Annotated in this window: 20 protein-coding genes; 12 read left to right on the forward strand and 8 right to left on the reverse strand. The window is 53.0% G+C overall.

The features are described 5' to 3' along the window. The first annotated feature begins 136 nt into the window (after window positions 1-136). Window positions 137-3,295, forward strand: a complete 3,159-nt coding sequence (locus ACN0YD_RS06985; protein ID WP_417318164.1) for an AsmA-like C-terminal domain-containing protein — start codon at window positions 137-139, stop codon at window positions 3,293-3,295. Here the strand turns inward: ACN0YD_RS06985 and tyrS are convergent. After that, entirely contained in the window at window positions 3,292-4,563 is a 1,272-nt protein-coding gene (gene tyrS, locus ACN0YD_RS06990; protein ID WP_417318166.1) for a tyrosine--tRNA ligase, read from the reverse strand. The two genes, ACN0YD_RS06985 and tyrS, sit on opposite strands and share 4 nt — an antisense overlap. 104 nt (window positions 4,564-4,667) lie before the next feature. Between tyrS and ACN0YD_RS06995 the strand changes: the two genes are divergently transcribed. Further along, entirely contained in the window at window positions 4,668-5,807 is a 1,140-nt protein-coding gene (locus ACN0YD_RS06995; RefSeq protein WP_417318168.1) for an anhydro-N-acetylmuramic acid kinase, read from the forward strand. Here the strand turns inward: ACN0YD_RS06995 and ACN0YD_RS07000 are convergent, their stop codons facing one another. Then, window positions 5,808-6,449 carry an alpha/beta hydrolase gene (locus tag ACN0YD_RS07000; RefSeq protein ID WP_417318170.1) on the reverse strand — a complete coding sequence of 214 codons (642 nt, stop codon included), beginning with the start codon at window positions 6,447-6,449 and terminating at the stop codon, window positions 5,808-5,810. Between the two features lie 211 nt (window positions 6,450-6,660). Between ACN0YD_RS07000 and cysE the strand changes: the two genes are divergently transcribed. From cysE to ACN0YD_RS07015, 3 genes are read left to right on the forward strand one after another with little or no spacing between them, the layout of a single operon-like run. After that, a complete protein-coding gene (cysE, locus tag ACN0YD_RS07005) occupies window positions 6,661-7,395 on the forward strand; it encodes a serine O-acetyltransferase (RefSeq protein WP_417318172.1) in 735 nt (244 codons plus the stop codon). A gap of 45 nt (window positions 7,396-7,440) precedes the next feature. Next, on the forward strand, window positions 7,441-8,562 hold the full coding sequence (locus ACN0YD_RS07010) for a cysteine desulfurase family protein (protein WP_417318174.1): 1,122 nt from the start codon (window positions 7,441-7,443) through the stop codon (window positions 8,560-8,562). Further along, on the forward strand, window positions 8,559-9,719 hold the full coding sequence (locus tag ACN0YD_RS07015) for a cysteine desulfurase family protein (protein WP_417318175.1): 1,161 nt from the start codon (window positions 8,559-8,561) through the stop codon (window positions 9,717-9,719). Before ACN0YD_RS07010 ends, ACN0YD_RS07015 begins: the two co-directional genes overlap by 4 nt. On the opposite strand, the gene ACN0YD_RS07020 is transcribed toward ACN0YD_RS07015, so the two are convergent. From ACN0YD_RS07020 to ACN0YD_RS07035, 4 genes are all read right to left on the reverse strand, one after another. Continuing rightward, window positions 9,713-10,636, reverse strand: a complete 924-nt coding sequence (locus ACN0YD_RS07020) for a ketopantoate reductase family protein (protein WP_417318177.1) — start codon at window positions 10,634-10,636, stop codon at window positions 9,713-9,715. The genes ACN0YD_RS07015 and ACN0YD_RS07020 overlap by 7 nt on opposite strands. A 3-nt stretch (window positions 10,637-10,639) precedes the next feature. Beyond that, window positions 10,640-11,404 carry an alpha/beta fold hydrolase gene (locus ACN0YD_RS07025; RefSeq protein ID WP_417318179.1) on the reverse strand — a complete coding sequence of 255 codons (765 nt, stop codon included), beginning with the start codon at window positions 11,402-11,404 and terminating at the stop codon, window positions 10,640-10,642. A 132-nt stretch (window positions 11,405-11,536) separates the two neighbouring features. Beyond that, window positions 11,537-11,896: a hypothetical protein gene (locus ACN0YD_RS07030; RefSeq protein WP_417318181.1), complete on the reverse strand. Its 360-nt coding sequence runs from the start codon at window positions 11,894-11,896 to the stop codon at window positions 11,537-11,539. A 160-nt stretch (window positions 11,897-12,056) separates the two neighbouring features. Beyond that, window positions 12,057-12,737, reverse strand: a complete 681-nt coding sequence (locus ACN0YD_RS07035; RefSeq protein ID WP_417318183.1) for an arylesterase — start codon at window positions 12,735-12,737, stop codon at window positions 12,057-12,059. A 48-nt stretch (window positions 12,738-12,785) separates the two neighbouring features. On the opposite strand from ACN0YD_RS07035, the gene ACN0YD_RS07040 reads away from it, so the two are divergent. The 7 genes from ACN0YD_RS07040 (at window position 12,786) to ACN0YD_RS07070 (ending at window position 20,725) form a co-directional block, all read left to right on the forward strand. Continuing rightward, window positions 12,786-13,499 (forward strand): ABC transporter ATP-binding protein, encoded by a 714-nt coding sequence (locus tag ACN0YD_RS07040; protein WP_417318185.1) that lies wholly within the window; start codon window positions 12,786-12,788, stop codon window positions 13,497-13,499. Next, window positions 13,500-16,028, forward strand: coding sequence for an ABC transporter permease (locus ACN0YD_RS07045; RefSeq protein WP_417318186.1), 2,529 nt, complete (start codon window positions 13,500-13,502; stop codon window positions 16,026-16,028). A 3-nt stretch (window positions 16,029-16,031) separates the two neighbouring features. Beyond that, entirely contained in the window at window positions 16,032-16,253 is a 222-nt protein-coding gene (locus ACN0YD_RS07050) for a hypothetical protein (protein WP_417318188.1), read from the forward strand. 495 nt (window positions 16,254-16,748) lie between these two features. After that, the gene (locus ACN0YD_RS07055; protein ID WP_417318190.1) at window positions 16,749-17,213 is read left to right on the forward strand and encodes a MarR family winged helix-turn-helix transcriptional regulator; all 465 of its coding nucleotides are present in this window, start codon (window positions 16,749-16,751) and stop codon (window positions 17,211-17,213) included. A 97-nt stretch (window positions 17,214-17,310) separates the two neighbouring features. Continuing rightward, window positions 17,311-18,774 (forward strand): efflux RND transporter periplasmic adaptor subunit, encoded by a 1,464-nt coding sequence (locus tag ACN0YD_RS07060; RefSeq protein ID WP_417318191.1) that lies wholly within the window; start codon window positions 17,311-17,313, stop codon window positions 18,772-18,774. Then, a complete protein-coding gene (locus tag ACN0YD_RS07065; protein WP_417318193.1) occupies window positions 18,774-19,496 on the forward strand; it encodes an ABC transporter ATP-binding protein in 723 nt (240 codons plus the stop codon). Before ACN0YD_RS07060 ends, ACN0YD_RS07065 begins: the two co-directional genes overlap by 1 nt. Next, entirely contained in the window at window positions 19,493-20,725 is a 1,233-nt protein-coding gene (locus ACN0YD_RS07070; protein WP_417318195.1) for an ABC transporter permease, read from the forward strand. Before ACN0YD_RS07065 ends, ACN0YD_RS07070 begins: the two co-directional genes overlap by 4 nt. On the opposite strand, the gene ACN0YD_RS07075 is transcribed toward ACN0YD_RS07070, so the two are convergent. Beyond that, window positions 20,694-21,218: a hypothetical protein gene (locus tag ACN0YD_RS07075; RefSeq protein WP_417318197.1), complete on the reverse strand. Its 525-nt coding sequence runs from the start codon at window positions 21,216-21,218 to the stop codon at window positions 20,694-20,696. The two genes, ACN0YD_RS07070 and ACN0YD_RS07075, sit on opposite strands and share 32 nt — an antisense overlap. Window positions 21,219-21,234: 16 nt before the next feature. Beyond that, on the reverse strand, window positions 21,235-22,881 hold the full coding sequence (locus ACN0YD_RS07080) for a hypothetical protein (protein ID WP_417318199.1): 1,647 nt from the start codon (window positions 22,879-22,881) through the stop codon (window positions 21,235-21,237). Window positions 22,882-23,155: the final 274 nt, after the last annotated feature.

Raw genomic sequence — 23,155 nt, forward strand, 5'->3', positions numbered from 1 at the left:
TGATTTTATTCTTTAAAGTAGCGCCCGATAGATATTAGCTGTAAAAAAAACAGCAAAAAAGAGAAAACTGGATTTGAGACGACCTACGGGAACATTAAAGATTTTATCCGCCCTGCTTGCGTTGCTGGCTTTATCGATGCTGGTCTTCATATGGCGTCTGAGCATGGGGCCGGTTGCTCTGAACTGGGCAGCACCATATCTTAAATCAGGTTTCGCCCGCAGTTTCACCGATACTGTAATTGATTTTGACACTGTGGTGCTGACCTGGCGATCTGCTTCGGAAACAAAGCAGAAAAGCAGCGGCATCGAAATCCGGTTTGACAATATCTCACTGACTGACAGTGCCAATGAACTGACCATAGTAATTCCGGAGGCGGATGTGGAGTTCAGTGCATTGGGGTTTTTGCGTGGCCTTCTCGCCCCGGTAAAGGCCGACTTCTCGGACCTCCAGATCGAAGTAATGCTGCCACGGGAAATCTGGGAAGGGGAAAGTACGGAACCTTTTCAGGTGAGACTACAGCGTTTGCTGGATGATTTCCAGATGAGTCAGAAAATAATTCCCCGAATAACCCGTCAGATTCTGTCCAAACCGGCACCTATGAATGCGGCGGGCTATTTGAAAGAGTTGACCTTCCTGGACACCTCCTTCGTTATTGTCGACGAGAAGTCGGGCAGTCGCTGGACCATTCCCGAAGCTGTACTGAACATGAAACGCACAGAGGAAGGGTTGCTTGCGCTTTTAGAGGGAGAAATACAGCTTTCCGAGAGCGTCAAGGCGCCGGTTCATCTTTCCCTGGCCCATAACAACAAGCGCAAGGATGCTGTTTTGCAGTTGCGGTTTTCAAACCTTTCTCCCGGCATGCTGGCGGCCGACATCCGGGAATTGGAGGAAATCACCTCTCTCAATGTACCTCTGAACGGCATTATTGATATCGCGATTGACAAGACGCTCGATCTCGACAGTGTAATTTTTGAACTGGAGGCCGGGAAGGGAAGCCTTAATCCGGCACAGCTCTATCCCGCTCCGGTTGCCCTGGACAATATGTTTCTCAGCGGTCACTACAGCGGGGAAAAACAGATCATCTTTCTGGATCAGTTTGAGCTGCAGTTGCACAAGTCAATTATTCGGGGCGACGGGCTGGTGTACGGCAGCATGGATCAGCCGGGCATGACCATAAATGCCTCCATTGACAGTCTTATGTTTTCCGATCTCGTCACATACTGGCCTCCGGAACGGGCGCGTGGGGCCCGAAAATGGATAGCGAAAAATATCAGGGCGGGATCGGTTCATAACGGAACAATGGATGTGAAAATAGAACCGGAGATGTGGCTTGCCGACAGCCTCCCTCCCACAGCGTTCGAGTTTCGTTTTGATATACGCGATGTGGTGGCCGACTATCTTCGTCCCATGCCGCTTTTGAAAAACGTCAATGGGACCGCTTACCTGAATCTGAAGGATTTTACTCTTACAGCTGAGAAAGGAGATATTGAGGGCGTCACAGTCAGAAATGGCAGGTTGGTGTTTAGTGATATCGACAAAAAAGGAAAAGCGCTGGCAAGCTTTGCACTTCCTTTGGAAGGCACGGTTGAGGATATTTTGGCCGTAATTGACCACAAGCCGCTGGGTTATCCCTCAAAATACGGCATCGAACCGGGTAGTGTAACCGGGCACGGGAATGCCCTTCTTTCCCTGAGCTTTCCGCTGATAAAGAACCTGACCCTCAAGCAGGTTGAATTTAACGTGGACGCGGTTGTCGACGATCTGAAAATCCCCCACCTTTCGGACAATCTTGCCATTACGGATGGGGATATCAGGCTGCTTGTCAATGGCGACGCACTGAAAGCGGAGGGGCAGGTGCATATGAACGGCGTCGGGTTTGCGGCGGAATGGCACGAGAAGTTCAAGGCTTCGGAAGGTGAGTTTCCGACAAATTACCATATCAGGGGCAAGCTTGCCGGAGCTGACTGGGATGCTTTCAATCTTCCCTTCCGGCCTTACGTGGAAGGGCCCGCAGAGGTCGACCTGACGATCGAAGGCCGGGGCGCAAAACTGGTCTCTGGCAGAGGCACGGTAGATCTTGGCGAAAGCCGCATCACCTTTGATCCCATCGGCTGGGTGAAGGAAAAGGATGTTCCCGCCCGGGCGGACTTCGCCCTGAATTTCAGGGATGGCAATATTATTGAGGTCAATGACATCGATATCGCCAGCAAGGATTTTCGGGCGTCTTCCAATGTTCTGATTGTAGAGGATCGTACAGCACGCCTTACCCTTCAGTATCTTGAAATGCCGGAGATGGACTTTAGCCTGGATATGGTCTGGAATGCGGAAAAACAGAATTACGATACGACCCTCAGGGCACGTGAATTCGACGCCAGACCCTTGCTTGCTATCCTTAAAAATGCCGGTGATGAGGATGAAGAAAACGGTATGCCGGATTTTGATGTTGTCGCCAGTTTTGACAAGGTGACGGCGGAAAACGGCGTCATTATCTATGATGCCACCTTTGATGGCGCCTATGCTCAAAGTGATTTCCGGCAAATCGATTTCAGGGCCTTTTTCGAAGACGGAAAAGAGTTTTCTGTCACCCTGGGATCAAACGAAAAGGACAGGGTCCTGACCGTAAAGAGCAACAACGCAGGCGAAACCCTGCGCGGGGCCGGGGTTTTCAATGTTGGCGTTGAAGGCAGTATGGAAATTGTCGCGGACTATGGCAGAAAAGACTCTCTTCTGTCCATTGAGGGCAGGATGACGGCGGAAGATTTTCTTATCAGTGACTCGCCAGGTGTTTCAAAGCTTCTGGAGGATGAAGATTTCGCCAAGGCCCGGGAAGAGCTGAAAAAGGGTGGCCTGAAGTTCGAAAGTTTCCAGATGGATTTTCATCAGTATAACGGCATTCTTGATATCAAGAAGGGAACGGCAAAAGGAAGTTCCATAGGTGTCAACATGTCCGGCACGGTGGACCAGTCCTATAACGAAGTGGACATAGAGGGCACAATTGTGCCGGCCTACGGACTGAATTCCCTGTTCAGCAATATTCCCATCGTGGGGACAATACTGACGGGCGGCAAGGATCAGGGTATATTTGCCGCCACTTTCGAAATGACAGGAACGATGCAGGAAACCGAGATCAGCGTGAACCCACTGGCAGCACTCGCCCCGGGGATCCTGCGTAATATTTTCAGTGCCCTTGGGGGGTCCAGCAAGAAATCACTTCGTGAGGAAGCTGAGGAGCTACAGGAAATATCGCCGGACACACCGCCGGAAGCCCATCAGAAGAAGAACGACGAGAACTAGGACGGTTCGATCAGGATATGCCGTTTCTTGCCGGCGGACAGTTTGATGGTGCCTTCCTCATTCAAATGATCAAGTGTGATCGGCTGTTCGCTATCTTCAACTTTTTCATCATTGATGCGCGCACCGCCACCCTGGACAAGGCGCCGTGCTTCACCCTTTGACTTGGCAAGCCCGGCCCGGGTAAAGAGATCGCTGAAGGCAAGGCCGCTTTCCAGTTCGCCTTTGGGCACAGAAATTTTCGGCAGGTCCGCAGCGAGGGATTTTTCCTCAAACGCCTTACGTGCCGTTTCCTCTGCCGCAAGGGCGGCTTCCTCGCCGTGGCACATTTTGGTGGCCTCGTTGGCCAGTACCTTCTTGGCGTCGTTTATCTCGGCACCCTCCAGGGCCTCCAGTCGCTCAATTTCTTCGAGCGGAAGCTCGGTAAACAGGCGCAGGAAACGTCCCACATCGGCATCGTCCGTATTGCGCCAGAACTGCCAGAACTCATAGGAAGACAGCATGTCATCATTGAGCCAGACGGCACCGCCGAGACTCTTGCCCATTTTCTGGCCGTTGGCCAGCGTCACCAGCGGGGTGGTCAGACCGAAAACTTCCTTCTGGTCTACCCGGCGGTTGAGTTCGACACCGTTGATAATGTTGCCCCACTGGTCGGAACCGCCCATCTGCAGACAACAGTTGACTTTGCGGTTCAGCTCCAGAAAGTCATAGGCCTGGAGGATCATATAGTTGAACTCCAGGAAGGTCATGGGTTGTTCACGTTCAAGACGCAGTTTGACACTGTCGAAAGTCAGCATGCGGTTAATGGTGAAATGGGTCCCCATGTCACGCAGGAATTCGATATATTTCAGTTCGTCCAGCCAGTCCGCATTATTGACCATGACGGCATCGGTCGGGCCGTCGCCGAAGGTCAGGTACTTCTCAAACACCTTGCGGATGCCATTCATGTTTTCATTGATTTGTTCATCTGTGAGCATGGCCCGGGATTCATCCCGGCCGGTAGGGTCACCGATCCGGGTCGTGCCGCCGCCCATCAGAACAATGGGTTTGTGTCCCGATTTCTGCAAATGGCGCAGCATCATGATCTGCACAAGGGAGCCCACATGAAGGCTCTTGGCCGTACAGTCAAAACCGATATAGGCCGGTACAACTTTTTGTCCAAGAGCTTTGTCCAGACCTTCCAGGTCTGTACACTGATGGATATATCCCCGTTCCTTCATGATTGAGAGGAAGGGAGCCTTGGGTTGAAAGTCGTCGATTGTTTCGGTCATTACTCTGTTCTGTACGGTTTAAAAAATATGTCGCAATTATATTCTTGTATGATTTCAGGCGCATCATGTAGCATAGGTTGACAAAATATATAAACGGAAACTTCATGGAAAAACAGCTTTCCGAGCAAAAAATACTTGCCGTAGGCCTGATGAGCGGTACCTCGCTTGATGGTGTCGATGCGTCTTTATTGCTGACAGATGGCATAATTGCAGAACCACAGGGACATCCGGTTCACATCCCCTACAGCCAGGAAATACAGAACCTTTTGCTTGAAGGTCTGGCTCTGGCGCGCCTGCATGGAAAGCCGGTTTCCGACGATGCCAAAATCAACCGGCTGGAAGAGATACTGACCGAACATCATATATCAGCTGTTCGGGATCTCCTGAGCAACAATGGAGTAAAGGTCCGTGAAGTCGAGGTCGTCGGCTTTCATGGCCAGACTCTGCTGCACCGGCCGGAAGAGGGGTGGACCTGGCAGATAGGTGATGGTCAGATGCTCGCGGATAGTCTGCAGATTCCCGTGGTCAATGAGTTCAGAAGCCGGGATGTGGCTGCCGGCGGGCAGGGCGCACCGCTTGTTCCGGTTTATCACCTTTCTCATCTGGCAAACCGCGCCGGCAATGCGGTCCTTGCCATCATTAATATTGGCGGTGTTTCCAATGTTACCTGGGTGGCCTCAAGCAGAGCCCCCGAAGACCTGAGGTCCTGCGATGCCGGTCCCGGCAATGCTCTAATCAACGACTGGGTCAGGAATCATACAGGCGAGGATTGCGACCGGGATGGCAACCATGCTCGTCAGGGCATTGTCCACGAAGAGCTGATTGATAAATGGATGGATGACGCGTATTTCAAACTGTCCCCGCCTAAGTCTCTTGACCGCAACAGTTTTGAAACGCCGGGCCTGGACGGGCTTTCACTGGAGGACGGAGCGGCAACCCTGACGGCTTTTACCGCCCATACCATTGCCGAAACCATGAAACTTTTTCCCGAACAGCCGGAAAGCTGCTTTATCTGTGGCGGGGGGCGTCACAATCCCGTGCTGATGGCAGAACTGGAAAAAAGAATGCCAGCCCTGATTTCGCCTGTGGAATCTATTGGCTGGCACGGCGATTTTATTGAGGCCGAGGCTTTTGCCTTTCTGGCTGTTCGTCGGCTAAGGGGTCTGCCCATAACTTTTCCCGGCACAACCGGCATCAGCCAGCCCATGCCGGGGGGTGTTATTCATCTACCTTCTGATCGCTGATCAGTAACCAAGCCGTTTGGTCAGATATTCGTCTATCCTGCGCACCAGAGGTTCGTGATGGCTTTCATAGAAATGATCGGCATTGTCGATTTTTTCATAATCGATAGTAATGCCTTTCTGGCTCTGTAGTTTGTCCACAAGTTTCTGCACGGCGGGCTCCGATACCACCGTGTCAGCCGTCCCCTGCATAATCAGTCCGGAAGACGGGCAGGGCGCAAGGAAACTGAAATCATACAGGTTCGCTGGCGGGGAGACCGACAGGAAGCCCTCGATTTCCGGACGGCGCATCAGAAGCTGCATGCCGATCCAGGCACCGAATGAGAAGCCGGCAATCCAGCAGCTTGCTGCATCCCGGTTAAAAGATTGTAGCCAGTCAAGAGCGGCCGCAGCATCACTCAGTTCACCTACGCCACTGTCAAACTCACCCTGGCTGCGCCCGACACCGCGGAAATTAAACCGCAGTACGGCAAATCCGCGCCGGGCAAAGGAATGGTACTGATAGTAGCAGATTTTATTGTTCATGTTTCCGCCATATTGCGGATCGGAATGCAGGATCAGGGCAATGGGGGCATTTTCGCCTTTGCCCGGGTGATAACGCCCTTCCAGGCGGCCCTCGGGGCCATTAAAAATAACTTCAGGCATCTTTAGTTTGTCTTACCTCTATAAGTGCAAAAGCAATGGAATTCCCAATATATTGTGACGACCCGCCCCTATGGCAATACCTTGACGTAATTGATTGCCGCGCCTATATGAATTAATATGTTAGCAGTTTAAACAGGCTGGTCTCACCGATTCCGTGCTGTTATAGCATAAAAGCGGGTCAAAAGGGCAAGCTGAGATTTGGCAGAAAACCATGTTTGACAATATTCGCCACGACATCTCCGTCGCAATGGAACGAGATCCAGCCGCCAGGTCACGGTTCGAGGCCTTCTTTGCCTATCCGGGCATTCATTCTCTTATTTTTTACCGTTGGGCTCACTGGTGCTGGAATTCGGGCTTCCATACCCTGGGGCGCATCCTCTCCCATATCGGCCGTGTATTTACCGGCATAGAAATTCATCCCGGCGCGAAAATCGGTAAAGGCGTGTTCATCGATCACGGCATGGGTGTGGTGATCGGGGAAACCGCCGAAGTCGGTGACAACTGTACCCTTTATCAGGGTGTTACGCTCGGCGGGACATCATTGGAGAAGGGCAAACGCCACCCCACCCTGGAAGAAGGTGTGATTGTAGGTGCCGGTGCGAAGGTGCTTGGCCCGATTATTCTGGGCCGGGGCAGTCGTGTCGGCTCCAATGCTGTTGTGGTCAAGCCGGTACCCGAGAATACATCCGTGGTTGGCATCCCGGCCAAGGTGGTTCAGCCGCCGGAAAGCAGAAAGATCGAGGACTTCTGTGCCTATGGCATGCCGACGGATGATATTCCTGACCCCATCGCGCGCTCACTTGAAGGCATGTTCGACATGGTTTGCGGGCTTCGGTCGCGGATCGAGGAACTGGAGAAGGAAGTGGCCGAGCTTGAAACCGAAAACAGTCTGCTGGCCCGGGGCAAAAAAAAATCCAGAGACAAAAAACTTCCGGCCAGTGAATAGTTAAGTGAATAATTAACGGCCCGGACGGGGAACAGGGTATTTCCATTGACCAGACCAGCTGCCTATCTGGACTATAACGCCACAGTGCCAGTCCGGCCCGAAGTCATAGACGAAATGGGCCGGGTGTTGTCGGCTGGCGGAAATGCCTCTTCCGTTCACAGTCTTGGCCGCAAGACAAAGGCGGTTCTGGAAAAATCCCGATCGACCATTGCCGACATGATCAACTGCCGCCCGCAGATGATTACCTTCACAAGCGGCGGCACCGAGGCCAACAATATTGCGCTCAGATGTATCCGGGCCGAGCGCCTGATTGTAGCGGCAACAGAACATGATTCCATCCTTGATGTAGCACGTCACTTTCCCGGAGAGATCATCATACTGCCGGTCAGGGCAACCGGTCTCGTTGATGAGAGCGAACTGGAAAAACATCTGAAAGCAAGTGACCTGAAAACGGTAGTTTCAGTCATGCTGGCCAACAATGAGACCGGCGTGATCCAGGATATTGTTTCGCTGTCATCTCTGGCTCATGAATATAATGCCCTGATGCATACCGATGCGGTCCAGGCTTTCGGGAAAATTCCGCTGGACTTCCGCGCGCTCGGCGTGGACATGATGAGTCTGTCGGCGCACAAGATCGGCGGTCCACAAGGGACTGGAGCCTTCGTGGCTTGGGAAAAAATTGATGTGGAGCCTCTGATCCGGGGCGGCGGACAGGAGCTCGGGCGGCGTTCCGGAACGGAAAATCTGCCCGGTATCGCCGGATTTGGCATTGCTGCCGGGATGGTTCCAAAGTCCCTGCAGTTTATGGATCAGGTCAGAGAATGGCGTGACCGGATTGAACTGGAACTTGCCCGGCATACCAATACGGTGCGTTTCTTCGGGGCTAAAAGCCAGCGCCTGTCCAATGTCACCAGCATCCTGATGCCTGAAGTTTCCAGCGAGACACAGGTCATGGCTATGGATCTGGAGGGTATTTGTGTGAGCGCTGGTTCCGCCTGTTCTTCCGGCAAGGTCAAGGCCTCCCATGTTATCACAGCCATGGGAGCAAGCAAACAGGAAGCCACTTCCACCATTCGCGTCAGTCTCGGCTGGAACAGCTGTGAAGAGGATGTCGAGCGGTTCATAAAAGCCTGGTGTAAACTTTATGACAGGAAACACAGCGCATGACCCGGCCGAACCTGCCCATATATCTCGATTACCAGGCGACAACACCGCTGGATGACAGGGCACTCGAGGCCATGATGCCTTATCTCACCACAAAATTCGGCAATCCCCATTCCATCAATCACAGTTTTGGCTGGGAGGCCGAGGCTGGTGTCGAAAAGGCGCGGAGCGAAATCGCCGGGTTGATCGGGGCAGATGATGACGAAATCATATTCACGTCCGGCGCAACAGAGTCCAATAACCTGGCCATAAAGGGCACGGCCTATGCCCTGTATCCGGATAAAAACCATATTATCACCGTTGCTACCGAACACGGTTGCGTCCTGGAAAGTTGCCGCTCACTGGAGCAAAGCGGCCTTGAAGTTACCGTGCTGCCGGTAAAGCCTGACGGGCTGCTGGATATTGATCTTCTGGCAGAAAGCATTAGCGATAAAACCGGACTGGTATCAGTGATGACGGTAAACAACGAGATCGGGGTTATTCAGGATATTGCGGCCATTGGCCGCCTGTGCCGGGAAAAGGGAGTGCTCTTCCATACCGACGCGGCACAGGGAGTGGGCAAGATCCCCCTGAGTATGAAGGAAATGCCGATCGACCTGATGAGTATTTCCGGCCACAAGCTTTATGGTCCAAAGGGAATTGGCGCTCTTTATGTGAGCAACAGCCTGAAAACCCGGCCGGTTTCACTGATGAGTGGCGGCGGTCAGGAGAGGGGACTCAGGTCCGGAACGCTGGCGCCGGCACTCTGCGCCGGATTTGGCGCCGCCTGTGCCATCGCGCAACGGGAAATGGACCAGGACCGTAAACATACAGAGATGTTGTCTAAGCGGTTTTTCGAAAAGATTCAGGCTCAGCTTGAGGGAGTGACACTCAACGGTTCAGCCGAAAAGCGCTTGCCCGCTAACCTAAACCTCACTTTTGAAGGCGTGAAAAGCGATCTTCTGGTTTCCGGCATACGGGATATTGCCCTGTCCACCGGATCCGCCTGTTCAACCGCGAAGCCACAGCCGTCCCATGTCCTGACAGCACTTGGCCTTGCTCGCAAGCAAATCGATTGCAGCGTACGCATCGGTTTTGGCCGCATGACAACAGAGGCAGAAGTGGATTTTTCAGCCGACATCATTACGGAAACCGTGCGGACAGCCCGCAATCCCTATTGAGCGCCATCGGCAAAGGGTTTCAGGCACACATAGCACAGCGAATGTACCGGTGTCGGCACGCCATATTTCTGTCCCAGCCTGTGGATGGTGCCCTGTATCCATTCCACCTCAAGCTTGTTGCCATGCAGTTTGGCATAAGCCTGAGAAGCCAGAAGTTTCTGATCTTTGAGAGCGTCTATGCGCTCCATGAACATGGATACAAGTCCTTCCTGGAGGGCCACGCCGGAGGCATTGGCCACGGCTTCCGCTTCTGTCAGGGCCATTTCGAACAAGGGACGGCTGTCGGGATCACTGCAGAGGGCGCCCGCATCCAGTCCTGTCATGGCGCCCAGACCGGCATTTGCCGCCAGAAGCACAAATTTCTCCCACAACATGACCATCATGTCAGCATGGCGGTCTCCCGCCATTCCGGTATCCCGGATGATAGCTGCAACTTTTTCGTAGCGGGCTTCGTCAAAGCCGTTCGGGCCCGCATACATCATCATGTTAGCGCCGCCATTATGACGGATTACGCCGGGCTCCTCGATGTTGGCAGAAACATAGATCGAACCGGCAATGGTGTGCCCCGCTCCGACCACTTCCGAAATCAGATCGACGCTTTCCACGCCGTTTTGCAGGGTCAGGATCACGGTCTCCGGCCCCATCATGGGCAGGCAAAGCTTTGCCGCATCCAGGGTATCATAAAGTTTGACGGCAAAAATTATCAGGTCCATCTGGCCGAAATTTTCAGGACTCTCGGCGGTCGTAAAGTCACGGGTGGTTTCATCGCCTTCCTCCATTTTCAGGGTCAGGCCTTTTTTTTTCATGGCTTCAAGGTGCTTACCCCGAGCAACAAAAAAGATATCATGTCCGGCGCTGGCCAGTTTTACCCCCAGGAATCCTCCCATGCCGCCTGCGCCGATGATGCCGATCCTCATATTTCACTCCTCCAGAAAATCCATAACCAGTTTTGTAAATTCCTGCGGTTTTTCCGCATGCAGCCAATGTCCCGCACCCTCAAGTGTTTCAATCCGGGCCTGGGGAAAGAGTTCATGGATCGCAGGATAAAAGCTCTCGGGAATATATTCGGAATGTTCACCCCGGATGAAAAGCGTCTCTTTTTCATAGGGGACGCCAGCGGGGGCGGCCGCTATGTCCGTATAGTGTGCGTCCAGAACCGGCAGGTTCATGCGCCAGTAAAATCCCTGGTCCTTTTTACGGGCAAGGTTGCTCAGCAGGAAAAGCCGCACGCCCGGTTCTGAAATATATTCTTTAAGCACATTTTCCGCATCGCCGCGGGAGGTTATTTCCTTCAGATCAATGGCATTCAGGCCATCAAACACAGTCACATGGTTCGGCGGGTAGGTCACCGGGGCAATATCGCCGACAATCAGCTTTTCGATCCTGTCAGGATAGTTCAGGGCCATCTGCATGGCCACTTTACCCCCCATGGAATGACCGATAATGTAGGCTGCTGGCAAATTATGATCATCCATAAACTCGATCACGTCCATAGCCATTGCACCGTATGACGTATCGTCGTCATGGGGGCTTTCCCCGTGATTGCGAAGATCGAGGCAGTATACTGAATATTTTTCGCCGTAAAGCTTGGCGAGGCTCCGGAAATTGGAGGCGGAACCGAACAGGCCATGCAGGATAATCAGAGGGAAACCGGCCTCCCCGTAATGATCAAAACGTAATTTCATTTGATAGTGCTCCCTGGATTGAGCTCAGACTATCCCAGGTGCGCCGGTTTTTAAATGAAAAGATAAAAAAATGGAGCAAGCCCGAGGGGACAGGCTTGCTCCACAGAGACAGATCGAGGGGTAGTAGGGGTATTACCGTTTAGTAGTAATTTCACCTGTCTCTGTATCTACGTAAAGGGTGCCCACCTGCGCCCTGTTCAGGGAGCGGACATCCACTTTCCATTTTTCGCGATAGATTTTTTCATTATTTTCATCGTCAAATCCGGCGACGACGCTGATTTTCTGTACTTCCCCCGGACGAAGAGAGGTATGCCCCTTTTCCTTCAGGAACTTTTTCACCAGTTTTTTTGCTTCGACCTTCCCGACATTGGCATATTCGACTGATTGGATGTTGCTGCTGTGTTCAATGCTGTCTGCGTAAACCGGAACGGCAAAGGCACCGCCCAGGGCGATAATGGAGGCGAGTGTGGTAACTCCAGGTTTGTGTGTCATTCGTTGTCTCCTACGGTATGCTGTGTGGTAGGATCATTTAACCAAATGAGCACCTCACCGGAAACCCATATGCGATGAACCCGGCTCCATTTGCGGTAAACGAAAATGCGTGCGATAAAGAGGTATTGAGCTGCGGCAAACGGTACTTTCGGGACAAGATTTAGTTGAGTAACGGCTGGATATGCGGAAGAATCCCTTTCACAATTTCCTGAACTCCCTTTGTGTTAGGGTGCATGCCGTCCGACTGGTTCAGATGCAGTTCGCCAGCCACGCCATTCAGGAAAAAGGGATAAAACTCGACGTCGTACTTTTCCGCCAACTGGGGATAAATGAGATTAAATTTGTTCGCATAGTCCGGCCCCATGTTCGGTGGCGCAATCATTCCGGCAAAAAGGATGGGAATCTTCCTTGCCCGGAGAATGGCCAGCATCCGGTCCAGATTTTCCCGCGTGATAGCCGGATCAATGCCGCGCAGGGCGTCATTGGCCCCGAACTCCAGAATCACCAGATCCGGGCCGCCGCCGTCAATACTGTCCAGAACCCATTCCAGCCGGGCCAGACCACCGGACGAGGTATCGCCGGACACACCGGCATTGACCATGTTGATACTTTCCCCCTTGCTCTCAAGGGCTTTTGCCAGCTGTTCCGGATAGCCTTCACCCGGTGGCAGACCGTATCCTGCCGTCAGGCTGTCGCCAATGGCCAGGATGGTTTTCTCACTGGATTGGGCGAAAGAAAGGGCAGGGGCGCTGCTCATCGTAAAAAAAGCAATAGTTACCGCCAGGGCATTGCCGAAGGAGAATATTTTGCGTAACCGGGTTTTAACTGCGCCTGCGTACATTATATTATATCCTTTAGGTCACGGCCGCCCAACGAAAGTAAAAAAGAGATGACTGTCAAAAATATCGTTGAACTCGAAAACATACATCTTGAATTTAAGGGCGAGGGCCATGATGTCAACATCCTGCGTGGTATTGACCTCACTATTGAGACGGGTATGGCCATCGCCATTCTGGGGCCATCCGGATCAGGTAAGTCCAGCCTCATGTCTGTCATGACCGGCCTGGAAAAGGTCTCCCGCGGTCAGATTACCATAGCCGGGGAGCGCATTGACAACCTGAACGAAGACGACATGGCCCTGTTCCGCCGGGATCATATCGGCATTGTCCTGCAGGCCTTTCATCTCATTCCAACCATGACGGCGCTGGAGAATGTCGCCGTACCGCTTGAGCTCGCCGGCCGCCGGGATGCTTTTGAAATTGCCGAGCAAAGCCTCAGGGATGTGGGGCTTGGTCATCGCCTGGATCATTATCCGGCCCAGATGTCCGGCGGCGAACAGCAGCGTGTCGCCATTGCCCGGGCCGTGGCTCCGCGACCGGAAATCCTGTTTGCCGATGAACCCACCGGCAATCTTGACGGCAGGACAGGTCAATCTGTCATCGAGCTGATCTTTTCCCTCAGGGAAAAGCTGGGCACCACAATGATCCTGATTACTCACGATCCTGAACTGGCCCGAAAATGCGACCGGGTTCTCTATATCCAGGACGGTCTGATCGAGCGGATCGAAGAGGCCGGCACAGCAAATGGAAAGGCGGCCGAATAGATGGACAGTCTTGCCACAGCCTTTCGCTTCGCCATCCGGGAGCTGAGATCCGGCATCAGGCGCTTTCGTATTTTTCTCGCCTGCCTGTTCCTTGGCACCGCCATCATTGCTTCTGTAGGCTCGGTGACCGTCAATATTACCGAAGGGCTGAGCCAGGAGGCGCGGCTGTTTCTGGGGGGTGATATCGAAGTCAGCATGATGCAGCGGGAGCTGACACAAGATGAAAAAGCCTTTTTCGAAGCGTACGGGACAATATCCCGGGTTTCAACCCTCAGGGCCATGGCCCATCTGGTGGAGGGGAAAGAGGACAGCTCGCTGGTGGAGCTCAAGGCCGTGGATGAGCTCTATCCCCTTGTCGGAGCACTGAAATTTCTTGACGATGATGGCCCGGAAAACCTGTACGCAGAGAAAGATGGCCATCCCGCCGTTGTGATTTCCGAGGCGCTGGCCAACCGGCTTGACCTGGGCAAAGGGGATAGATTGAAGCTGGGCGAGACCGTCTATCATGTTTCCGCCATCGTTACTTATGAGCCCGATCGTTCGAACCAGGGCCTTCAGCTTGCCCCCGGAGCGCTCATGTCCTATGCGGGGCTCGAGGCAAGCGGCCTGATCCGGCCCGGAAGCCTGATCCGCAACTATTATCGGCTCAGGCTGGACGAGGATAACGGCATCAAACAGTTTAAAAAAGACCTCAAAGCCGCGTTCCCCGATGCGGACTGGCGTCTTCGGGACCGGGGTGATGGCGGGGCCGGAATCCGGCGCTTTGTCACCCGCCTCGGCCAGTTTTTGTCTCTTGTCGGGCTGACCGCGCTTCTGGTCGGCGGGGTAGGGGTCAGCAATGCGGTCACCGCCTATCTGTCCGGCAAGACCGCCACCATCGCAACTTTCAAAATTCTCGGTGCCCGCTCGGGCATGATCATGCAGATCTATTTGATCCAGGTGTTGCTGATGGCGGCGATGGCGACAGCGGCAGGGCTTTTGCTCGGGGCGGTCATGCCGGTACTGGTTGGCGATCTTTTGGGACGGTTCCTGCCTGTGCCGCTGGCAGCAGGTTTTTATTTTAAGCCGATTCTTCTGGCCGGGCTTTACAGCCTGCTGATCACCCTGATCTTCACCCTGTGGCCATTGAGCCGGGCGCAGAATGTCCCGGCAGCGCGCCTGTTCCGCCAACTGGTGAATAAAGGGGAGCGGGTGAAATATCCCAAAAGCTTCATGGTCCTGATCCTCGGCCTTCTGGCTATGCTGGCGGGACTTGTCGTCTGGCAGGCGGAACATCGTATGATTACGGTTTATTTCCTGGGCGGCACTTTGTTTGCCTTTCTGGTGCTATACGGAGCAGGGGGGCTGATCCGCATTCTGGCCCGGCGTATGCCGCGTCCAAAAAGCCCGGCCTTGCGCATTGCGCTCGGCAATATCCACCGGCCCGGGAACGCCACCGTTTCAGTGGTGCTGTCGCTCGGGCTTGGTTTGATCCTGTTCACCGCCATTGCGCTTACCGAATATAACATCACCCGGGAAATCGACGGCCGGGCGAGCCTGGAGGCGCCGTCCTATTTCTTCATTGATGTGCAGAAAAACCAGCATGATGCCTTTACGTCCTTTCTGGGCAATCTTGACGGTGTCAGCGAGGTCGAAAGCGTGCCCAATCTGCGCGGCCGCATTACCCATCTGAAAGGCGTTCCTGCGGAAGAAGTGGAAATTGATCCTGAGGGCCGCTGGATGCTGCGAGGTGACCGGGGCCTGACCTTTGCCGCCAAGCGGCCGGAAAACAATCCGCTGAGCGCCGGTGAATGGTGGCCCGAAGGCTACAGCGGCCCGCCACAGGTCAGTGTGTCACAGGAAATGGCCGATACCATGTCCCTGGCGACCGGTGACAAGATCACCGTCAATGTCCTGGGCCGTTCCATCACCGCCGAGATCGTTTCCCTGCGTGAGGTGGACTGGAGCACCTATGGCATCAATTATGTGGTCATGTTTGATCCGAACACGCTGAAACCTGCGCCCTTTACCTATGTGGCCACGGCCAAGGTGGCGCCGGATCTGGAGAGTGAAACCTTCCGCGCCATTGCCCGGGAGTTCCCGCAGGTTTCCATTGTCCGTATGAAAGAGGTGCTGAGCACCCTGCAGGATATGCTGATCAAGATCGGCGCCGCCGTGGATGTGATGGCCGGGATCACCATCCTGGCCGGGATACTGGTGCTGGCCGGCGCCATTGCCGCCGGGCACAAACGGCGGGTCTATGACGCGGCGGTTCTTAAAATCCTGGGCGCGACCCGGAAGGATGTGTTGAAAGCCTACGTGCTTGAATTTGTCATTCTTGGGCTGCTTGCGGGCCTTGTCGCCATCGGGCTCGGCAGTCTCGCGGCCTGGGGCATTGTCACGGGCATCATGAATATGGCCTGGCATTTCGCACCGGATATACCAGCGCTGACCATTTCAGTGAGCATTGCCTTCACACTGGCCAGCGGCATGATGAGCATCTGGCTCGCCATGTCGGCGCGCCCGGCCCAGGTGCTGAGAGAAGCCTGATTGATGGAAGATGATGAACTGACGGAGCTTTCCGCAGCGGAACTCCGCGCGATCCTGGAAGCCGGTGTCGAGGTTTATGGTGAGAAGAAGATTGTCAAAGCACGCCAAGCGATGGAGGCATATAATAAACGAGTGACCGGTAAGTGGGTCAAGGCGCTGGCTGTAAAGATTGCCGTGAGTTTGAGCATTATTGGCATTCTAGTGGCGATATATTATTTTCCATAATATAAATTATGCGAATAATGGATCAAATGCTCCAGACTGTTCTGCTACCACTCACAGATGCCCTGTCCCGCCGAATTCCAGGTCCCTGAAAACCACCTGTCCCGTCTTGATGATGTCTATTGATTGATGATCTCGACTTTATTGCCCACCAGGCTATGCCTCGGGTAAATGATGCCCCCTGTAACGAGTTACAGGAAGATCAAACAAGAGCGCGATTTTTCATCATTTTTCCCTAAAATCGTCAAATTGCGCTCTTATGTTGCATTTTTATGATCGACAACAATCTCTTCATAAAACACCTATCATCCCCATTTTGTTGATCTTTTTCTGCATGTGAAAAATTTAGTTAAAATTTTAACTTATTGATTTTAAATAAAAACTTTGACTCTATGTAGGTGCACATATATATTTTGCGCGGTTTTTTGGGGATTGTAATGGCTGGTAAATCAACCGGCGAACGAGGGAACGGCTGAAGTAAATGAGGCCGGTAGACCCATGACAAAAAAAGACAGCAGAACAAAAACCGGGGATCTTACGCTGCAGGAGTCAAAGGCTTTGTGCCTGACCCAGAGTATCATGAGTTTGCGGCACCGGCTTTATAAAATGGTTAGTGAAACGGCTGGGGACTATAATCTGAAAAGTTCCGAGCTGGCGCTGATCATTTCGCTTGGCAGAAGCGGCACCCAGTCCATGAGCGATCTGGCCCGGGCCTGCTTCTTTTCACCGCCCAACGCCACCTATATTGTCTCCTCACTGGAAAAAAAGGCGCTGGTCAAGCGCGAGCGTTCCGACAAGTCGAGCCGGGTGGTCTATGTCAACCTGACGCCTTCCGGGCAAGCGGTGTTCGAGAAGAACTACCCCTCCATTATCCGCCGCCTGGACAGCTTTTTTGACCAGCGGCTGTCCTTCGACCAGATTGAAAGTCTGGAGAAACTTCTGAACAGGCTGAACGCAAACTAACGTTCTGCCGGCCGGGGTAAGTTATCATTTAACGTCGGAATTTCGACCCGCTATCGTATTATGGTTATGTTCTGTAACCTGTGGTGGGAAAGCTGTCTTGTTGATCCGAAATAAAACCGTCCTTGTCATTACAGGCCTGATAATCCTTGCAGGCCTGTATTTCCTTGTCTGGTCCCCCTCTTCCGGCCCGGAAAATATAACTTATGTGACAGAGCCCCTTGATCAGGGATCTATCAATCGCAGCATCTATACGTCAGGCACTGTCCAGCCGGTGGTATCGGTGGATGTGGGCTCGCAGCTGTCCGGCCAGATCATTGCGCTCTACAAGGACTATAATTCACAGGTCAGCAAGGAAGAAATCATTGCCAAGATCGATCCCCGCTCCTTTGCCGCCCGGGTGCGCCAGTCCGAGGCCGATGTGGCCCTGGCCGAAGCAAATCTCGAAAAGGCGAAGGCGAGCCTGGTTCAGGAACAGGCCAAACTTCACCAGTCTTCCCTTTCATTCAGGCGGCAAAAGGAGCTGTTGAAAAAAGGCAATGTCTCCCAAAGCGCATATGATGATGGGGAAGCCGGATACAGGACCGCAGAGGCTGCTGTGCTGGTGGCCAAATCCCAGGTCAGCAATGCGGAAGCCGGCCTGTTGCAAAGCCGGGAAAACCTTGAACAGAGCCAGCTTGATCTGGAACGCACGGATATTCTTTCCCCCATTGATGGTGTGGTGATTGACCGTGTGGTCAATGTGGGCCAGACCGTAGCCGCCAGCATGTCCACGCCGGTTTTGTTCACCATTGCCGGGGATCTCAGGGAAATGCAAATCGAGGCGGATGTGGATGAAGCGGATATCGGCAATATCCGCGAGGGCAATGCGGCAACTTTCACCGTGGACGCCTTCCCCGACATGAATTTCACCGGACGGGTAAAACAGGTGCGCCTTGCGCCCGAGGAATCCCAGAGCGTTGTCACCTATACCGTGATTATTTCCGCCCGGAACGAGGAACTGAAGCTCCTGCCCGGTATGACCGCTAATGTGAATATCATAACCGGCCAGCGCAAGGATGTGTTGCGGGTGCGCAACCAGGCTCTGCGCTACGTCCCTCGAAACGAAGATACCGTGGCTGAGGCCGACGCAGGACAACCCGGTACCGAAGGGCCCGACGAGCGCCGGTTCGGTCCACGTATGCCGGAGGGCATCGACCTTACTGCCGAACAGCAGACAGAAATTTCTTCCCGTATGAAGGAACTGTTTGCCGGCAATCGGGAGAGAGGGTTTGGCCCGCCCCCCGGTGCGGCAGAACGGGACGCCATGCGCCAGCGAATGAACAATATATTCCGCGAGATTCTGACGCCTGAACAATTCGACCTGATGGAAAAGGCGCGAAACAGTCGGGAAAGGCCACGGGACGGCACATTACATACAGTTGGACCTGACGGCCGCCTCCTGCGTCATAGAGTACTGATCGGCCTGAGTGATGATGACTATACGGAAATTATCCGGGCGCCTTCCGGAATTGCGTCCGGTGCCAATGTCATTCTGCGGGATAAGATAGTCAGGAAAAACTGATGAACGGGCAAACCGGCAGCACGACCCAACCGCTGATATCCTGTAATGATCTGCATCGCCATTATCAGCTCGGGGAGTCCCTTGTCAAAGCCCTGGACGGGGTAACGACTACAATCCGCGAAGGTGAATATGTGGCCATTATGGGGGCGTCGGGTTCGGGCAAGTCGACCTTTATGAATATGGTGGGCATGCTGGACGTTCCCTCTTCCGGCGAACTGTATATCGATGGCCGAAAGGTATCCGACATGAGTTCAGATGAACTGGCAGGGCTCAGAAATGAAAGAATTGGCTTTGTTTTTCAACAGTTTAACCTTCTTCCTCGGGCCACCGCGCTCGAGAATGTCAAACTGCCCCTGCTCTATTCGCCGATGCCCTCTCCGGATATGGCAGCCAGGGCGCTGGAATGCCTGCGCCTCGTTGGCCTGAAAGAGCGTGCCGGCCATATGCCTTCACAGCTCTCCGGCGGACAGCAACAACGTGTAGCCATTGCTCGCGCGCTTGCCAACCGGCCCAAAATCATTCTGGCGGACGAGCCCACGGGCGCACTGGACAGCCGCACGTCCAGGGACATTATGGATCTTTTTACTGAACTCAATAACCAGGGCATTACGGTTATTATTGTGACCCATGAACAGGAGGTGGCCGATTATGCCCGCCGGCAGCTAGTTTTCAGGGATGGGCGGATTATTTCCGACAGCGCAAATTCAGGAGCGGCACCATGAGGCTGACCACAAGTATCATCATTGCGCTTAATGCGCTCCGGCTGAATGCGTTGCGCAGTTTCCTGACCATGCTGGGCATTATTATTGGCGTGGCCGCGGTCATTGTTATGGTCTCCATCTCCAACGGTGCCCAGAAACAGGTGGAAGCCGTAATCAACTCCCTTGGTACAAATATCCTGATGGTGCGTCCCGGAGCGGGTTTCATGGGACGGAGGAGTTCCGGCGCCGGTTCCGAATCCCCCTTCTCCGAAAAGGACTTTGAAACCCTGCATAAAGAAGTGGAAGGTGTTTATGCCATGACCGGTTCACTTACAACGTCTGCTCCTGTGATCAATGGCAATATCAACTGGCTGACCTCAATCCAGGGTGGGCACGACGGTTTTCTGAAAACCATGGACTGGGAGCTGGATAGCGGCCGCAATATGTCCGAACAGGAAGTCAGGTCCGCTGCCAAGGTAGCTGTTCTTGGTAAAACTGTTGTCGAGGAATTGTTTGGCGAAGAAGATCCCCTGGGTCAGCGCATCAGAATCAAGAAAGTGCCTTTTACAGTGATTGGCGTTCTCAGGGAAAAGGGCCAGAATGCCTTTGGCCGGGACCAGGATGATATTGTTGTCATTCCCATTTCCACGGCTCGAAAACGTATTGCCGGACGCAATGAAACAGTCCCTGACCAGATACCCTCCATCACCATTAAAATGGAGGACTGGGTCAATCTTGATGTGGCCAAGGCCCGGGTAGAGGAAGTTCTGCGGGAACGCCGCAAGATCAAGGCTGGTGAAGCTGACAACTTCGGGGTTCATAACCTGTCGGAAATGGTCAAGGCGCGTACTTCGACGGAAACCACACTTTCTTTGTTGCTGGCTGCAACCGCCGCTATTTCGCTGATTGTCGGAGGAATCGGGATTATGAATATCATGCTTGTCTCGGTGACGGAAAGAACCCGGGAAATTGGTCTCAGGCTCAGTGTCGGCGCCCGAAAGCGCGATATCCTCCAGCAGTTCCTGGTCGAAGGTATCACGCTATGCCTGATTGGCGGGTTGATTGGTATAGCGTTCGGGGTGACGGCAACAGTGATCATCAGCCAGATCGGGAACTGGCCCATCGTCATCGGACCATCGGTGATCCTGTTGGCCATCGGTGCCGCTGCGGCGGTCGGTATATTCTTTGGCTATTATCCGGCTCACAAGGCCGCCAGTCTTAATCCGATTGATGCCCTGCGGTTTGAATAAGGATCTTTACATCACTTAACGAAAAATTTTCCCATCCGCGGGGAAGTTTGCTGTCGGTCAGCGCACCGACTTTCATTTCAAAGGCCAGGGGGACTTCCAGACTATGGTTCATCAAAGCATGGACGTTGCCTGCCCGGCCGGCAATAAACAAAAGGTAGCTTTTGCCCGGTACAGGACGAAAGGCCATGGTTTGTCCAGGCATCAGTATATCAATCTTGTTGTCTACAGTTCCTTTCAGGATGTCCTGTATTTCGAAAGTGATATGCCCGGGTTTGTCAATCGCAGAAGATAGAGGGCGTCTGGTTATCGGCGTGGCAAGCACAACAGCATGTGCACTCTGGACTGCTTCTGCAAGGGAGCCTTTGAAGATGATGATTTTGCCATGTGCAGGAGAGGATTGAGGAAAGGCACTTTCCGATAGCAAACCGGAAAGTGCAAGTAATAAAGCAATTGGGAAAAACAGAACCCGGTTAAGTGGAGACCTGATAACCATTTTTCCCTTTTTATAGTTAGTTGGCGAATTTCTTGCGACGCGACCTTAGCAGATAGCCAAGCCCCAGTGCAAAGATCAAGGCGGTCGCCGGTGCCGGAATGGACGTTCGGGTAACAAACAACTGATAATTACCGAGACTGAGATCCGGCCTGTCGAACTCAGTATAGTCAAAGCTTGTCACAGCCGCATAGATGATCCCGGTATATTCCATGATGAAATCAAAGATAAAGGAATCCGGAGATTCGAACTCGTCATCACTGAGCGCAACGAGATTGAAGTCTTCGTCGAAGAGCGCCAGTATGGGATCAAAGAAGTCATCATTATTCCAGTCCACAATGGAAATCAGCTCCAGGTTAAAAATATCTCCCTCTTCGCCCTCAAAGGCATAGAAGTCCAGTTGGTTAATTTCATCAATGGTACCCTCGATGGAAATTGCAGAAACATTCAGCCTTGCTTCGGCATTATCGCCCTCGACAATGGTGTTGGGCACTACCAGCTTTTCAAGCTTGATTTCCTGTGCTGAAGCGAAGTCGTTATGGACGCCGTCAATTTCCTCGACAACCCTGCCCTGCTCATTAAAGGCCAGCTTGATAGCTGAACGTTCACTGAAGAACCGGTCTGTGACAACGGAGTCGGCCAGGGTAAGACCTGCACTGGCCCCAGACCCCATCAAATGAAGGGTAGTTTCATCACCTTCGCGCGGTCCTGTATAAGATGGTAGGAAGGCGTCATCCGGTGGAGTTCCTGTATCCGGCAAACCCTTACCGATCGGCCCCCAGGCTTCATAATGCCTGAGTCCGACCACATGCCCCAATTCGTGGGCGCCGGTCTGCGCGCTCTGGATTGTCGTCGCCAGGGCAATATTCTCAGGTGTCGGGGGCATTCCCAGGCGATCTTCAAAGATGCCAAGTTCGGCGATAATCGCCCAAGCATTGCCGTCTACATTGGCATTTTCACCCCGGTCAAGGTTACGAAAATCGATTGCGTCGGCGATACCGAAAAGAATGCCCTGGGGAGCACCACCGTTACCAAACTGAATCCCGGCAGGCCCGGCATCTGCCCCCTCGCCCGGCATGTTGGCGTTAAAAAAGACGGTGCTGTAGGTTGTATCATCAGAAGGTTTGTCCGTAACTATCTGGTAATTAAACTGTCCATAGTCTGCCTGGAACCGAGCCTGGATATAATCCCGCTCCTGCTGCGTATAAATATGTTCGTCAAGTATACGGGTAACATCAGCGCCAGTTCCATCAGGGTTTTCCTTGAATGTGCGGCTGTAGGTTCCTGTCGTGGCGCTGTCGAAATCAAGATAGACAATCTGAGGCCCTGTGGCATTAGCGCCGGTCGAGGCAGATTTGCTGACCTGGCCTTCGGCAAATCCGTCGGCTACGAGCTTATTGCTTCTGTTGAGGTTTTCCAGCCTTTCCAGAACAGCAGTTTTTGTTCTTTCGCCAAGCAGTAATTGTTCTTTTTGGGATATTGCCGCATTGTTCCAGTGCGTGCAGGATGTTGAGTGGGTGTGCAGTAAACTGGTAAAATCTTGAACATTCAGCACCGGATCAACCGTTGTCGCCAAGGCAGGTGCAGCGAAGATAGCGGCTGAAACTGCCCCCATCAGTGCCGCTTTTTTAACTTTGAAAATTGTCGTATGAAAATCCATTTTCATGGAAAATCCCCTTCCGTAAGAATTAATAGTTTATATTCCTGCCTTGAAGGCAGGTTTACAGACGGCATACTGGTCGGGAAAGATGTTGTATGACTTCCCTCTCCCCTGCTTTGTCAGTAAATTTTACAGTTATTGGTAAAAACAAAGCCGTAATATAGTTAATGCAAGAACTGCGCCAAAAATTAATATCATAAGGAGAATAAGGTCTTACTTATCTATGCAAATAATAGCAATAGCAAAAGTGTAAAGAATTCCTAACACATTATATATATTG

This window comes from Emcibacter sp. (assembly GCF_048269205.1).
Lineage (GTDB): Bacteria > Pseudomonadota > Alphaproteobacteria > Sphingomonadales > Emcibacteraceae > Emcibacter.